Source organism: Acidovorax sp., from assembly GCF_046339755.1.
GTDB lineage: Bacteria > Pseudomonadota > Gammaproteobacteria > Burkholderiales > Burkholderiaceae_C > Acidovorax.
In genome coordinates, this window is the sequence record NZ_JBKDTZ010000291.1 from 1 (window position 1) to 14,691 (window position 14,691).

Sequence of the window (14,691 nt, forward strand, 5' to 3'; positions counted from 1 at the left end):
GCAGGGGTTCCTGCATCGGCCCCGTGGCCATGTGCAGCACGGGCGAGCCGCGCGCCGGCCCGGCTGCGGCGGGCGGTGCGTCCATGTCCCACAGCGAGCGCGAGCGCAGCACCTGCTTGCCGGCCTGCGCGCGCCAGTACCAGCCGCCATAGATGGCGCTGAACTCGTCCACCGCCCCGGCCTGCTCGCGCAGGCCGCCCTGCGGGTCCACCAGCAGCCGCGCGCCCACGCGCTGGGCCTTGTCGCGCAGCACCTGCTCGAAGCTGGCCAGCAGGCTCTGGTGCATCTGAATGCGCAGCCACCAGCCGCCCGCGCCGACCAGCACCAGCATGGGCACCAGGGCCAGCAGCACGATGCGCGTGGCCATGGGCCACTGCGCCAGTTGCAGCGCCAGCCGCTGGGCCAGCGCCATCAGGCCGGCCCCCGGGCTGCATCCTCGGGCCCGGCCTCCAGCCGAAAGCCCGGGCCGCGCTCGGTCACCAGCCTCGGCGCGCCCCCGAGCTTGCGCCGGATGCGGCCGATCAGCACGTCCAGCGTGTTCGAGTCCGGGTCCAGGTCGCGCGCGTACACATGCTCGCTGATGTCGCCGCGCGTGAGCAGCCGCCCCGGGTGGTGCATGAAGTAGGCCAGTATGCGGTGCTCCTGCGCCGTGAGCTGCAGGCCCTGGCCCTGCAATGCAAAGCGGCCCTGCACCACGTCGTACTCGAGCGGGCCGGCGCGCAGAACGCTGGCGGCCACGCCCGCCGTGCGCCGCAGCATGGCGCGCAGGCGCAGCACCACCTCGTCCATCAAAAAGGGCGTGGTCAGGTAATCGTCAGCCCCGGCATTGAAGCCGGCGAGCTTGTCGCTCCAGCGGTTGCGCGCCGTCAGCACCCGCACCGGCCAGCCGCAGCCGGCCTCGCGCCAGTCGCGCAGCACGCTCAGCCCGTCCTTGCGCGGCAGGCCCAGGTCCAGCACCGCGGCACTGTAGGCCTCTGCCGTGCCCGCGAAGGACGCGGCCTCGCCATCGTGCTCCACATCCACGGCAAAGCCCGCCGCCTCCAGCGCCTGCCGCAGTTGGCCGGCCAGCGCCTCGTCATCTTCCACCACCAATACACGCATTCAGTCATCTACCTTCTGGCGCAGTACCTGCAGCGTCATGGCGTCCAACTCCAGCTCCAGCTTGTGGCCGTTGGGCTGCAGCAGCTCCACGCTGTAGTGGGGCTGGCGGCGGTGGTCGGTCTCCAGCTCCACCTCCAGCACCAGGCCCGCAAAGCGCGGGTGCAACGATTCAAGCATGGCCCACATCGGCTTGATGTCCGCCTTGGGCGCGGCGCCCTGGGGCGGGTGGATCACCTCGCCGGTGGACACGTCCATCAGCAGCTTCATCTGGCCCGCGGGCTTTTCGGAAAGCTTGACCTCGTACACCGCCTGGCCCTGCGCATCGCGCTCGAACTCCACCTCCGACACGCGCGCGCCATAGCGCTGCTCCAGCCGCTTGATGTAGCGCGCCATCTGCGCCGGGGCCACGGGCTGGGTGGGCCAGTCGCTCTCCTGCGCCACCACGGCACCCGTGGCGGCGTCCACCAGCACCTCGTGCTTGCGGCCCTGCGCGTCGATGAGCTTGATCTCGTAGCGCAGCTCGCCCTTGCGCCCGCGCTCGGTCTCCACATCGATGACGCGGCCGTTGTACTGGCGGCTGATCTCGGCGATCACGCTGTTGAGCGGCTTGAGCTGGCCGCTCAGCACCCCGCGCCGCGCCACCTCCTGCTCTGCGGGCACGCCCAGCGGGGGCGCCGCCAGCGCCGGTGCACAGGCCAGCAGCAGCGCCGCGCACGCGGCCCTGATGCTCATCCTTCGGCTCATCCTTCGTTCCATCGCGCGGATTATTGCGGACGAATCTAAACGCCCCATGAACAAGGGCTTCACACCGTGTTTAGGCAGGGCTGGCCACACTGCCCTCCATACCGACCAACCCGAAAGGAAAGCACCGTGAAGAAGCCGAAGACCCTTGCCACCCTGACCCTGGCCGCAGCCGCCGCCCTGCCCTCCATCGCCCTCGCCCTGGGCGCGCAGGACGCGCTCAACGTCATCGCCCAGAACCAGTACGTGGCCGTGCACGAACTGCAAAAACAGTACGGCTACTGGACGGCGAAGGCCATCTCCAACGACGGCCAGCGCGCCACCGTGCTCGTGAAGGACGCCGACGCCAGCTTCACCGCCGTGCGCAAGAGCGACATCGGCAGCACCCTGCCCGGTGTGGCCCAGGTGGCCCAGGCCCTGCGCGCCGGCGGCTGGACCTATGTGCACGACCTGGAGCTGGACGACGGCTTCTGGCAGGCCGAAGCGCGCCAGAACCTGCTGGGCGAAAAGGTGGAATTCGTGCTGCACCCGCAGACGCTGGAAGTGCTCAGCCAGGTGGGTCGCAGCGGCGGCACCGTGGGCGGGCAACCCGTGCTCGCGGCCGCGCAGATCAGCCAATCCCTGCAGCAGGCCGGCTACACCCGCGTGCGCAGCGTGGAGTACGACGACGGTTTCTGGGAGGCCGACGCCACCAACACCGCCGGCCAGTCCGTGGAACTGCGCCTGGACCCGCACACCGGCCGCGTGCTCAGCGAGCGGCTGGACGACTGACCGGCGGGCAGGCCCCATTGCCTGCCGTTGGCCTGCACGCGCAGGCCGGCAGGCTGGCGCCCTCCCTTACCAGGGCCGTCCCACCACCAAGCGCACAGGCTGGCGCACGGTGCGCAGGCCCTCGTACAGCTCGGCCTGCAACTCGCCCTTGGGCAACGGGGCATCGAACTTCCAGGTCTGGCGGTAGTCAGCGTTCATGCGCTGCCAGCCGCCGCGCTCGCCGTGCACCACCTGGCCCGAGGGCAGCTTGAACGACAGCGTCTTGATGCGCTGCAGCGAATCGTTGCCCTCGATGTTCAGACTGTTGCCCTCGACCTTGAACTGCCGAATTTCCACGCCGCCCAGCTTGAAAGCGCCAGGGCGCTGCGGGTCCAGCGCCTGCGCGGCCTTGCTGCTGCCGGTGGCCACGGTCAAGGGCACCGTACCCTCGAAGACCAGGCCGCTCACGGGCCTGTCAGGCAGGCGGTTGATGGCCAGATTAAAGCTGCGCGTGCGCCCGTCGGCCGAGAACTTTGGAAAGCCGCTCACCTCGGCGCTTCCGAAGGCCTGGCTGCTCTTGTCGGGGAAGATGGCCGTGACCTTCACTTCGCCCTTGTCCATGAAGCCGCCGGTCTCCTGAACGAACTGCAGGCTGCGGCTCACGGCCACGGCGTTCACCTCTACCTTCTCTTGCGAAGGCGATGCGCCAAAGGCCGTGAGGTTCTTGTCTCGACCAGGCGGCGCTTCGATGAAGGTCACACCGGTGATTTTCAGCTCCAGATCGTCGCGGGCCTGGGCGGCCGCAGGGCCGGACATGGCAGCGAAGGTGGCAATCAAGGCAAGCGAGAACGGAGGTAGCAGGCGCATTGGATGGAACAGGGTTTGACATCGAAGGGAGGGAGCCAGCAAGCGAAGGCGTGCGGCAGGCTTGCCGCCCATGCTTTCGGCCAATGCCTGATGGTAGCGCCACGGCGAGTGGCAAAAGCGGACAACAAGACCCAGCGAAGCGGTTGTGGCGAAGGCGCATCACCACTCATGCATCACCATTCATTTCACCACCGCGCTGACACCGGCATGCGGATGGGTGTGCCAAGTGCGGCGCAGCCCATGGTGGAACAGGGGCAAGCCGTGCGACAACACGCGGCAAAGGCGCCACAAGCGTCTGCCTTCCGCTCCAGGAACGTATTGACGATCTTTTCAGGGCCGCGCAAGTCCCATGCCGGGCTTGGATCTTTGCCTCGGCAACAGCGAATTGGCCTTGGCATGCGTGCGCGGCCCCCAATCTTGGCCCGCGCGCATGCTAGGTGCAAAGCAGTCAGCGGCGCGGAGGATCGCCGCCGTACCAAGCAGGCGCCTGCTCAGTGGATGGGGAAAGCCATCTTGGCAAAGCATTGCTTGCGCATTTTCCAACCCATTTCCACAATAGTATGTGTACACTTTTTGTGGTGCGGGCAACGCCTGCGATCCTACACCGCCATTCCATGACTTACCAGCCAGCAGAAACCCACAACGGCAATCGCGCATCCCAGGTCAGCCTTGAAGCGCCAGCGGCGATTTCGGCCCAGCCCACCCGCACAGACATTTTCTTTGTCGACGGCCAATTGGAAAGCGCAGAGCAGATCGTCCAGGGCCTTCCAGAGGGAGCAGAAGTGTTCATTCTGAACCCGGCGCAAAACGGCTTTGCCCAGATGGCCGCCTATCTCGCGGGGCGGGAAGGTATCGACTCCATCACCCTGATTTCCCACGGCAGCCCAGGCGCCGTGCAGGCGGGGTCGGCCTGGCTCTCGGCACACACCATGCAAGACCACCGCAGTGATCTGGAGCGGATTGGCCAGTCCCTGGCGGTCGACGGGGACCTGCTGCTCTATGGCTGCAAGGTGGCCGAGGGGGGGCAAGGGCAGGCGCTGCTCGACACCATTGCATCCATTACGGGTGCAGACGTTGGCGGCTCCACCGACAACACCGGTGCCGCGCACCTGGGCGGCAACTGGGTGCTGGAGCAGAGCACGGGCCCCGTCGAGGCATTCCAACTCTCCGCCGCTGCCGGCCTGGGCGGCTACGCCAACCTGCTCGGGGCCGCAACCTCCCAGCTCTTTGACACTGTCATCCTCGACGGTAGCGGTTTCTCCTACGTGCCACAGGGTCAAGCCGCGAACTTCGAAGGCTGGACGTTCTCGGTGATCGGCAGGGATGGGAGCATTGATCCCGGTAGCGTTCTTGCCTATACCAACGACGCCAGTACAACCGGTCTGGCGAATAACAACAGCGACAAGGCCTTGGTGCTGCAAGGCGACTTCTACAATTCCGTGGGCCAGGCCGCCGCAGTGCTCAAATCCACCGACGGCGGGAAGTTCAGTTTCAAGTCCGTCACGGTGGAGAATTTCCAGAGCTCTGGCGATGACTACGCGCTGGTGGGCTATCGCGATGGGCAAGCGGTTGACGACGCTCGGCAGACCTTCCAGATTGCTGCAAATTTGTCGGGCGGAATCATCGTGTCGGTGTCCGGCAAGCCGTGGGAGTACCTGGACGAGGTCCGCATCGTGCGCTCCGGCGGCCAGACCGAGATCTCGATATCCATCGATGACTTGATCATCGGCGCAGCGGTGCCTCCAAGTACCGCCCCGGTGATCAGCGACATCGGTGGTGATGTCGTCAGCGCCACCGAGAGGGGCCCGGCGGTGGCACTCGATGCCGGCGGCGATGCGCTGGTCACCGACACCGACAGCGCCAACTTCGCCGGTGGCCTGCTCAGCGTGAACATCATCACCAACCGCTCGGTGACCTACGATTCGCTCGTGGTGATCAACCAGGGCAACGGCGCCGGGCAGATCGGAGTGAGCGGCAACACGGTCAGCTATGGAGGGGTGGCCTTCGCGACGTTCAGCGGCGGGACCGGGAACGACAGCCTGGACTTCGCGCTGAACAGCAACGCCACGCCGGCGGCGGTGCAGGCCCTGATGCGCACCGTGGGCTTTCTCAACAGCCATCCGGACGATCCGGTCAAGCTGACGCGCACCATCAGCTACAGCCTCACCGATGGCGGCGGCGGCACCTCGCCCACCTACACCTCGCAGGTGCAGTTCAACGCCATCAACGATGCGCCCACGCTCACGGGCACGGGTCTGTCGCCCACCTTCACCGAAGGCGGCAGTCGGGTCAACCTGTTCAATATCAGCGCCGCCAGCACGGTGGAACAGGGCCAGGGTTTCACCTCATTCGTCCTGCAGATCACGAATGTGAACGATGGGTCCAGCGAGTCGCTGGCCATCGATGGCTCCACCGTCGCGCTCTTCAACGGCAACACGGTCGGCTCCACCGCCAACAACGGCCTGCAGGTCTCGGTCAGCGTTGCCGCAGGCGTGGCCACCGTCACAGTGCTGGCCAGCTCCTCGCTCGTGAGCTCTACCCTGCGGACGGTGCTCAACGGTATCAGCTACAGCAACGCCAGCGAGAACCCGAGCACCGGCTCCCGCGTGGCGTCGATCACCTTCCTCAAGGACAACGGCGGCACCGCCAATGGCGGTGCGGACACGGCATTCGGGTTGCAGAGTTCCACTGTCACCGTGCTGTCGGTCAACGACGCGCCCATCGTGACCACCAGCGGGGGCCCGGTGGTCTTCACCGCTGGCGACAACACGGCGTCGACACCGGTGGCCATTGATGCGGGCCTCACCGTCTCCGACGTGGATACAGGCACGCTGGCCTACGCCACCGTCGCCATCACAGGCAACTTCCGCGGTGGCGAAGATCAATTGGTGTTTGTCAACAACAATGCCACACTCTACGGCAACATCACCGCCAGCTACAACGCCGCAACAGGTGAGATGACGCTGGCCTCGGCAGGGAGCACGGCCACCGTGGCGCAATGGCAGGCGGCGCTGCGCACGGTGCGCTACACCGATACTGCGATCACCCCCAACGCGTCTACCCGAACGGTCAGCTTCACCCTCAACGACGGCACCAGCAACAGCAATGCGCCGACCAGGACCATCCAGGTGGTGACGGTCGACAAGACCCCGCTGCTGAACCTCACCGGTGGCAGTGCGTCCTTCACCGAGGGACAGGGCCCGGTGAAGATCGACCCGGGGCTGATGGTTTCCGACCTGGACAACAGCACCCTCACGGCGGCAACGGTACAGGTCTCGCAGAATTACCGAAGTGGTGAAGACGTGTTGCAGTTCACCAATACCAGCAGCGCGACCTACGGCAATATCGTTGGCAGCTTCAGCACTGCCACGGGCACGTTGACGCTGGCTTCCGCAGGCAGCACGGCCAGCCTGGCCCAATGGCAGGCGGCGCTGCGGGACGTGTCATACAGCAACAGCTCCCAAAGCCCGCATACCGACAGCCGCACCATCAGCTTCAGCGTGAACGACGGGGTCAAAAGCAGTGCCGTGGGCACCAAGGGCATCGATGTGACGGCGGTCAATGACGATCCCGCGCTGGCCAATCCCCTCGCAGACCAGACCGCGCCAGAAGACGCGGCCTTCAGCTTCGTGATTCCGCTCAATGCGTTTGCAGACGCCGACACTGGCGACACCCTCACCTACAGCGCCCAGCTCTCGAATGGCGATGCGCTGCCGGCATGGCTGAGCTTCGATCCTGCGACGCGCACGTTCAGTGGAACCCCTGCCAACGCAGACGTTGGCACCCTGGTCATTACCGTCAGTGCCAGCGACGGACATGGCGCGCCGGCAACAGACACCTTCAGCATCACCGTTGCCAATACCAACGACGCGCCCACGCTCCATGCACCCCTTGCCGACAAGGGCGCCACGGCAGGATCGGTGTTCAACTTTCAAGTCGCCGCCAACACCTTCACCGACGTCGATCTGGGAGACACCCTCAGCTTCAGTGCACGGCTGGATGGCGGGGCCGCATTGCCTTCATGGCTGCACTTTGATCCCGTCACGCGTTCGTTCAGCGGTACTCCGGCGGCCGGTGACGTAGGCGTGCTGGACATCGAGGTGGTTGCTGCCGACAGCCAGGGCGCAACAGCGGCGGACACCTTCCGGCTTGTGGTGAGTGAGCAGGTGTTTCCGCCCGACCCGGTCGCCCCGCCCTCCGCCATTGTCGATGGCGTGCCCGTCACCACCGCACCGGGCCCCGGTGGCTCCACCATCATCACGGTGCCCGTGGTACAGCCAACGCGCCCTGAAACACCTGGCAGCACGACGCCCCTGGCGGACATTCCCATCGCCACCGGCCCCAGCGGCCAGCCCGTGGTCTCTGTCGGCGTGCCCAACGGCGTAGGCCTCACGGCCGAAGGCCTGGCCAACAGCACCAGCGGCGCTGCGGCGCTGGCCGAACTGGGGTTGCGCATCGAACGCGTCACCGGCCCCAACACCGAACTGACCAATGCCGGCAACGCCTTCTACGCCACCCTGGCCGCAGGCGAGCAGCTGAATGTGCAGATCCTCAAGCCCACCATAGGCCCCGGGTATGACGGCAGCCAACCTCTGGTCATCAACGGCAGCACCAACGCTGCGGACGGCAAGCAGGCCATCATCATCGATGCCCGCAGCCTGCCCGGCGGCACCGTCATCCAGGTGGAAAACATCGAGTTCGTCGCCGTGGTGGGCGATGTGCGCGTCATTGGCGGTGCAGGCCAGAACATTGCCAGTGGTGATGGCGGTGCCCAATGGATCGTGCTTGGTCCCGATGACGACGTGATCCACGGCGGTGCCGGCAATGATGTGGTGGGCAGCGAAGCCGGCGACGACCAGGTGTTTGGCGATGCGGGCAACGATACCGTCTTCGGCGGCGCCGGCAACGACATGCTGTCGGGCGGCACAGGCAGCGACCGGCTCAATGGCGGCACCGGCTTCGATGTGGCGCTGCAAGAGGGCAAGGGAAGCGATTACGCCGTCACCCTGGACGGAGCCGGCATCAAGCTCACGCACATCGCATCGGGCGTGTCCGACTGGCTGGTGGACGTGGAGCAGGTCCGCTTCGAAACAGGCCCGGCTCTCACCATCGCGCACAGTGCTGCCCAAGAGGCTGCCGCGTACCTCTTCACCAAGTGGCTGGGGCGCGACCTGGGCCAAGGCGAAGGCGCCGCCATCCAGGGCGTATCCGGTTGGAGCGCCGAGCAGGTGGCCAGCGCCTTCGCACAGCTGTTTCCGACCGAGACCGCAGGCAAGACCGCGGCCCAATTGCTCGACGGCATGCCCTCCGCGGGAGCCATCCGCGTGGATGCGGTGCGCGAGGTCACGGTCACTGGCGATGCGGGCAACAACGTGATCACCCCCACCTTGGGCCTGGCCCGGTATGTGGACGGCGGGGCGGGAATCGACACGCTGGTCATTCCCGCAGCGCTGGCGCAGACCCGTGTGCAGCATGGCGCCGACGGCAGTTACACGCTGCAGCGCATGACCGACGGTGCCATGCTCGATGCGACGAATGTCGAGCGCGTGACCTTCACCGACACCAGGATCGCGCTGGACCTCCATGGCCATGCCGGCGAAGCCGCCCGCCTGCTGGGTGCACTGGCCGGCCCCGCAGCCCTGGCCAACAAGGGCCTGGTGGGCGAAGTGATCCGCATGCTGGACGCCGGCCTCAGCAGCCAGGCCATTGCAGGTGCGGGCTTGCAAATACTGGGCGCGGGCACACCGACGCAGATCGCTCAAACCCTTTGGACCAACGTAGCCGGCCGCGCCGGCAGCACGGGTGAACTTAAGATCCTCACCGACATCTTGGCCAGTGGCGTTTCGGGCGCCGAACTGGCGGTGATGGCAGCGCACCTGGATGCGACGGCTGCGCGCATCGATCTGGTGGGGCTGGCGGCCAGCGGCATCGAGTTCGCCTGAGCCTGTCCTGGTGTCCTGAGCTGGCAGGCCATTCAAGAAAGAAATCTGCCGAAATCGCTGCCATGCCAGGCCAGGCGCAGGCGCGCTCCCGGCCCCGGTCCGGTCAACCCCAATATCGGGCCAGCCGCAGGCAGGGCCCCTGCCTGCGCGCCGGGATTGTCATGCCGACAAAGACCTTCGCGACCCCGAAAACGGTGTGCATGGCCCCTCGCCCATGTCAGTTTTCGCGCCCGGGCACCTGCGCAAGCAGGCGGCGCGCCTCCTCCTGCGTCTCTTGCAGCGCGGTGCTGCTGTCGATGGCCATGGCCAGGTACTTCCTCACCCGGTCGGATTCAAGCTCGCTCACCATGTAGAGCTTGGCCAGCTGCAGCGCGGCCTCGGCGTCGCCGGCATCCAGCGCGCGCAGGAACCAGCGCTTGGCGCTCACCATGTCGCCCATGCAGCGGTAGCTGATGCCGATGTTCAGGAACGCCAGCTCGCTGCCCGCGGCAATGGCCTTCTTGTCCCATTCGATGGACTGCGCCAGGTCGATGCGCACCCCCTCGCCCGCGCCGTACATCACCGCGACCATGGCCATGCAGTCCACATCGCCCGCTTGCGCCCCCGCCAGAAAGCCCTTGAAGGCCTTGTTCAGGTGCCCCCGGTCATAGGCAGCCGTGGCGTCTTCATAGGGGTTGTGCTGTGCATCGGACATGGCGCTACCTTCCTGTCGAAAATGAAGAAAGAAACAGAAGATTCCGGGCGCGGCGGCAGGCCCCGGAAACGGCAATCATGCACGGCTTTCATGACGGACGGCCGCCCCGGGCCATGCCCACGTGCACCAGCATAAGACGAACAGCAGAATGCTGGCACTTCCACACAACAGCACCGCCCCGATGGGCGCGGGCGCCAGGGCAAACGCCGGCAGTGGCCCAGCAACAGCATGTCGGGCGCCCAGTACGCCAGTCCAACCGGCAAGGCGTGAGGAAGGCGCGGGCATGCAGGGTCGCATGGGCCTGCATTCTTACCCATCAAGGGCGCGCGGGGCGTGCCTTGCGCTGCAGGCGTTGTGCGCGGCACACGGGCAGGTGGCCGCCGCGAATACCCGACGGCCCGCGCAAAGGCAGGCGATCCGGTGCGCTGCGTCCCTTTGCACATGCCCAGGCATTTGGGTGAGCCCCCCAAAACCGCACTTGGAGCCGTTGCAGGCCGGCCCAGTCATAGCAAAATAGCGCCACAAAAATTCCACCAACACACACATCGGGGTGAGAGGGATGGCAGAACGGATCGACGACAGGCACCGCCCGCGTGCCGCGGCGCGGCAGCGCGCCGCCTTCGCCGCTGCAGCCCCCACCCAGCAGCACCCGGCCACGCCATGCCCCTGACCACCGCCACCTTGCTCTGCCTGGTCGTTGCCATCCACGATGGCGACTCTTTCCGCGCCCGCTGCGGCGACGTGACCCGCAACGAGGAGACCTTCGTCGCCATCCGCGCCATTGACGCGCCCGAAATGCGCCAGCCCTACGGCGACATGTCGCACAAGAACTTGGTCAACCTGTGCCTGATTCCGCAAAAGGTCAAGCTCAGCAACCTCTCGGTGGACGTGCACGGCCGCACCGTGGCCGACGTGGAATGCCAGGGCAAGGACGCCGCCGCCGAGCAACTGCGCGCCGGCATGGCCTGGTTCGACCCCAAGGTGGGCCTGGGCTACGAGGCGCTGGCCGACATCCAGCTGCGCGCCCAGGCTGCCGGGCGCGGGCTGTGGGTGCAGAACAGTCCGCTGCCGCCCTGGGACTGGCGCGCCACGCGCAAGCTCAAGCCCACGGGCCCCGTGGCCAACCCGCAGCGCTACCCCTAAGCCACCCCGCCACTCGCCCATCAGCCAACGAACGCGGTGGGCCCGCAGGTGCAGGTACCTGCTGCGCCCTTGGGCAGGCCCGCAGCGCTGGCCTTTTCCGCATCCCGGCTGATCCGCGCCTGCGGCCATGCCGCAGTGGTGGTGCCACACGGAGCGCGCTGCCCTACTCCAGCATCGGCCCCGCCAGGCCATCCAGCGCCACGGCGGCATCGCTGCGCTGCGCGCCCGGCCGGCCCGCGCCGGCCATGCAGCCCGCCACCAGCCCCCGCACCAGCGCATGGCTGGCCCGGGCGGGGCCGAACAGCGTGCGGTAGATGATGGGCGCGACCACGCCGTCCATGATCGCCTCCACCGTGGGCACGGCCTCGCCGCGGGCCAGGCCGCGGGTGATGATGATCTCGATCTGGCTGGCTGTGTAGGCCGCGCACTGGCTGGGCACGGCCATGCTGCCCTGTATGCGACCGGCCAGCACGTCGCGCAGCATGGTCTGCCCGACCTCGGAGCCCATTTCCTCGAAGAACTGCTCCGCCCAGGCCTGCAGGTCGCCCTCCACGCTGCCGCTGTCCACGGGCTCCGTCTCGGCCCTGAAGCGGTCCAGCGCCACATCGGCCAGCAGTTCGGCCAGGTCGCCCCAGCGGCGGTACACGGTGGAGGGGGTGACGCCCGCGCGCGCGGCGATCAGCGGCACCGTAAGCTGGGCGCGGCCGATTTCCTCGGCCAGCTCGTTGGTGGCGCGGTGCACGGCGGCCTGCACGCGGGCGCTGCGGCCCCCGGGGCGCAGGTTGGGTCGAAGGTTCATGCCGCCATGCTAAAGCAAAATTTTTGCTTTAGTGGTTTAATACCGCAAAAGCAAAGTCTTTGCTTTAATGGCGTACCGGAAATTTCCATGGCACTCAATCCCACGGCGGCTGCCGCTGCCCTCCCCGCTCCCACGGCGCCCGCCCGGCGCATGGGGCGCACCCCGGCCTTGTGGCTGCTGGCGTCCATCCTGGTGGGGTTTCTGGCGGCGTCGAGCGCGCCCTCGCCGCTGTATGCGCTGTACCGCGACAACTGGGGCTTTTCGGCGCTGACGCTGACGCTGGTGTTCGCCAGCTACGCCTTTGCCCTGCTCACCACGGCCCTGGTGTTCGGCACCTTCTCGGACCACCGGGGCCGGCGCGAGGTGGTGCTGCTGGCGCTGGTGCTGGAGATCGCCTCCACCGTGCTGTTCTGGCAGGCCGATTCGGTGGCCTGGCTGTTTGCCGCGCGCACCGTGCAGGGCCTGGCCACGGGCATTGCCACCAGCGTGCTCAGCGCGGCACTGATCGACCTGCACACCGAGCGCGGCGCGCTGGTCAACACCGTCTCGCCCATGCTGGGCATGGCCTTGGGGGCGCTGGGAACGAGCGCGCTGGTGCAGTTTGCGCCCACGCACACGGCGCTGGTGTTCGAGCTGCTGCTGGTGCTGTTCATAGCGCAGGCGGTTGCCGCCGTGTTTTTGCCAGAGACGGTGGCACGCCGCCGGGGCGCCTGGCGCTCGCTGCGCCCGCGCATTGCCATACCGGCCAGCTCGCGCAGCACGCTGGCGCGCATATTGCCGCTGAACACGGCGCTGTGGGCGCTGGGCGGTTTCTACCTGTCGCTCGGGCCCACGCTGGCGCGGGTGATCACGGGCAGCCATGCGCCGGTACTGGGCGGGGCGCTCATCTGCGCGCTGGTGCTCACGGCCGCCGTGGCCATTCTCTTCGTGCGCCTGCGCCCACCGCACCAGGCCCTGCTGGTAGGCACCTGGGCGCTGGTGCTGGGGCTGGCCATCACGCTGGCCGGCGTGGCCCTGCATTCGAGCGCGGCTTTCTTTGCGGGCACGGTGGTGGCGGGGGTGGGGTTCGGCTCGGGCTTCAACGGCTCGCTGCGCAGCCTGGTGGGCACGGCCTCCGCGGCGGAACGCGGGGGGCTGATGTCGGGCTTTTTCGTGCTGAGCTACCTGGCATTCAGCCTGCCGGCGATTGCGGCAGGGCTGGCGGCAGGCTATTTTGGGCTGCACGCCACGGCGCTGGGGTTTGGCTTGGCGCTGCTGGCGTTGGGGCTTGCGGCGCTGGGTTTGATGCTGCGGCGGACGGCTCAAGCCTGAGCAGGCCTTTCGAACAACGCCAGTCTGGTCAGGAGTAAATGGCCAGGCTCAACGACAGTGCGGCAACAATGGCAATGGCCTGGATGCCAAAGACGATTCCCAAGATAGGCATGTGGTCCTCCGTGAAGATGCACCAAGCGTAGAACGCACTGCAACAATTTCCTGCAGTCTTTTGCAATATGGCCGGGTCGGATAATTCCTACGCGGCAAAGCGCTTGCACCATGGCTGCCCTGACCAGCCGACCCGGACCTGGCTTCTCTTTTTGGATACGCATCAATGGGCTGTCGTCCTACAAAACGGGGCGGGCGAGGTCCTTAGTATTCACCTGTCGATACCGCATCGACACCCACCCCTCCCTTGCTAGACAGCAAGTTGCAGCCCGCCCACCAGCGGGCTGTTTTTTTGGTGGAATGCATGCGCTGCAGCCCGGCACCGCCCTGCATCTCCATTGCCAGCCCACCGATAGGCCGCGTCGAACCCGTCCGACACGCGCGACGCCCCTTCAGCGCGCCAATGGAGGCATGGCCCCTTGTCCGGGGCCCATGAGGAGACGGCCATGTCCCGCACCCACCGCACCCATCCCGAGAAGCTCCGCCCGCGCGACATCAAGCGCCGCCGGCAGTGGGAGGCCATGCAGCGCCCGGCGCGCGAAGCCCTGCTGTTTCCGGAGCCGGAAGCGCCGCAGTGGAAGCCGTTGGGGTGATTCGGCTTTTGCTTTTGTGGTGACTGCATGCCTTTGTTGAGGGCGGGAGCCAGGATGTGCGCCCGGCGGCGCACCTACTTTCTTTTTGCGCAAAAAGAAAGTAGGCAAAGAAACAGCATCGACGAGCCAGACGACGAAGCGTTTGTGTCCTTCGGCACACACGCCCACCCCAGTTCCTGCGCTTCTCGGCGCAGCCAGAAGGGGTGGGGCGCGGGGTCAAAGACGGCTGCTGCTTTTGCAGCTGCGCCTGGTGTCGGTTCGCGCTGCGCGCTGCCGACGGGCGGCGTAGCCGCCCTAGCGAGCCGAGCGCAGCGAAGGACCACAGGCCGAGCGAAGCAATGGCCCGTGTGGAGCCCGTTCCCACCCCCTTCTGACCGTGCCGAGAAGCGCAGGGCCTGGGGTGAGCACGTGCCGAAGGACTCGTGCATCGTTGTCTGACTCACCGCGGATGTTTGAGCGGAGTTCACCCGCAGGGGGAACGCAGCGAGTTCCGCGGTGCACCCCAGGACCGAGCATCGCAGGCTGCCCCCTCGCCACCGGCGAGGGGGACACGGGCAGCGGGGTCGCCTTTCTTTGGGGTACGTTTCTTTGGCGACGCAAAGAAAGGTACCTCGGCCGCCGGGCCGAGACCCGGCCTCC

General features: G+C 67.0%; 10 protein-coding genes and 1 pseudogene. 5 read left to right on the forward strand and 6 right to left on the reverse strand.

What is annotated here, in order from left to right:
- The 3 genes and pseudogenes from ACK59X_RS25110 to ACK59X_RS25120 form a co-directional block, all read right to left on the reverse strand.
- A pseudogene (locus tag ACK59X_RS25110) lies at positions 1–412 on the reverse strand (sensor histidine kinase); the annotation flags it as partial.
- Positions 412–1,101, reverse strand: a complete 690-nt coding sequence (locus tag ACK59X_RS25115) for a response regulator transcription factor (RefSeq protein ID WP_409961116.1) — start codon at positions 1,099–1,101, stop codon at positions 412–414. The pseudogene ACK59X_RS25110 and the gene ACK59X_RS25115, both read right to left, overlap by 1 nt.
- Entirely contained in the window at positions 1,102–1,833 is a 732-nt protein-coding gene (locus ACK59X_RS25120) for a PepSY domain-containing protein (protein WP_409961118.1), read from the reverse strand. It lies immediately after the preceding gene.
- Between the two features lie 138 nt (positions 1,834–1,971).
- Between ACK59X_RS25120 and ACK59X_RS25125 the strand changes: the two genes are divergently transcribed.
- Positions 1,972–2,613: a PepSY domain-containing protein gene (locus ACK59X_RS25125; RefSeq protein WP_409961119.1), complete on the forward strand. Its 642-nt coding sequence runs from the start codon at positions 1,972–1,974 to the stop codon at positions 2,611–2,613.
- Positions 2,614–2,679: 66 nt separating this feature from the next.
- On the opposite strand, the gene ACK59X_RS25130 is transcribed toward ACK59X_RS25125, so the two are convergent.
- The gene (locus tag ACK59X_RS25130) at positions 2,680–3,408 is read right to left on the reverse strand and encodes a hypothetical protein (RefSeq protein WP_409961121.1); all 729 of its coding nucleotides are present in this window, start codon (positions 3,406–3,408) and stop codon (positions 2,680–2,682) included.
- A 665-nt stretch (positions 3,409–4,073) separates the two neighbouring features.
- Between ACK59X_RS25130 and ACK59X_RS25135 the strand changes: the two genes are divergently transcribed.
- Positions 4,074–9,401: a DUF4347 domain-containing protein gene (locus ACK59X_RS25135; RefSeq protein WP_409961123.1), complete on the forward strand. Its 5,328-nt coding sequence runs from the start codon at positions 4,074–4,076 to the stop codon at positions 9,399–9,401.
- Positions 9,402–9,618: 217 nt separating this feature from the next.
- Here ACK59X_RS25135 and ACK59X_RS25140 read toward each other — a convergent pair whose 3' ends face one another.
- Entirely contained in the window at positions 9,619–10,095 is a 477-nt protein-coding gene (locus ACK59X_RS25140) for a tetratricopeptide repeat protein (RefSeq protein ID WP_409961125.1), read from the reverse strand.
- A 660-nt stretch (positions 10,096–10,755) separates the two neighbouring features.
- Here ACK59X_RS25140 and ACK59X_RS25145 point away from each other — a divergent pair.
- Positions 10,756–11,238 carry a thermonuclease family protein gene (locus ACK59X_RS25145; RefSeq protein ID WP_409961127.1) on the forward strand — a complete coding sequence of 161 codons (483 nt, stop codon included), beginning with the start codon at positions 10,756–10,758 and terminating at the stop codon, positions 11,236–11,238.
- 163 nt (positions 11,239–11,401) lie between these two features.
- On the opposite strand, the gene ACK59X_RS25150 is transcribed toward ACK59X_RS25145, so the two are convergent.
- Positions 11,402–12,037 carry a TetR/AcrR family transcriptional regulator gene (locus ACK59X_RS25150; protein WP_409961129.1) on the reverse strand — a complete coding sequence of 212 codons (636 nt, stop codon included), beginning with the start codon at positions 12,035–12,037 and terminating at the stop codon, positions 11,402–11,404.
- Between the two features lie 87 nt (positions 12,038–12,124).
- Between ACK59X_RS25150 and ACK59X_RS25155 the strand changes: the two genes are divergently transcribed.
- Together ACK59X_RS25155 and ACK59X_RS25160 are read left to right on the forward strand one after the other, a co-directional pair.
- Complete coding sequence (locus tag ACK59X_RS25155) at positions 12,125–13,348, forward strand: MFS transporter (protein WP_409961131.1); 1,224 nt, start codon at positions 12,125–12,127, stop codon at positions 13,346–13,348.
- Positions 13,349–13,905: 557 nt separating this feature from the next.
- Positions 13,906–14,052 carry a hypothetical protein gene (locus ACK59X_RS25160; protein WP_409961133.1) on the forward strand — a complete coding sequence of 49 codons (147 nt, stop codon included), beginning with the start codon at positions 13,906–13,908 and terminating at the stop codon, positions 14,050–14,052.
- Positions 14,053–14,691: the final 639 nt, after the last annotated feature.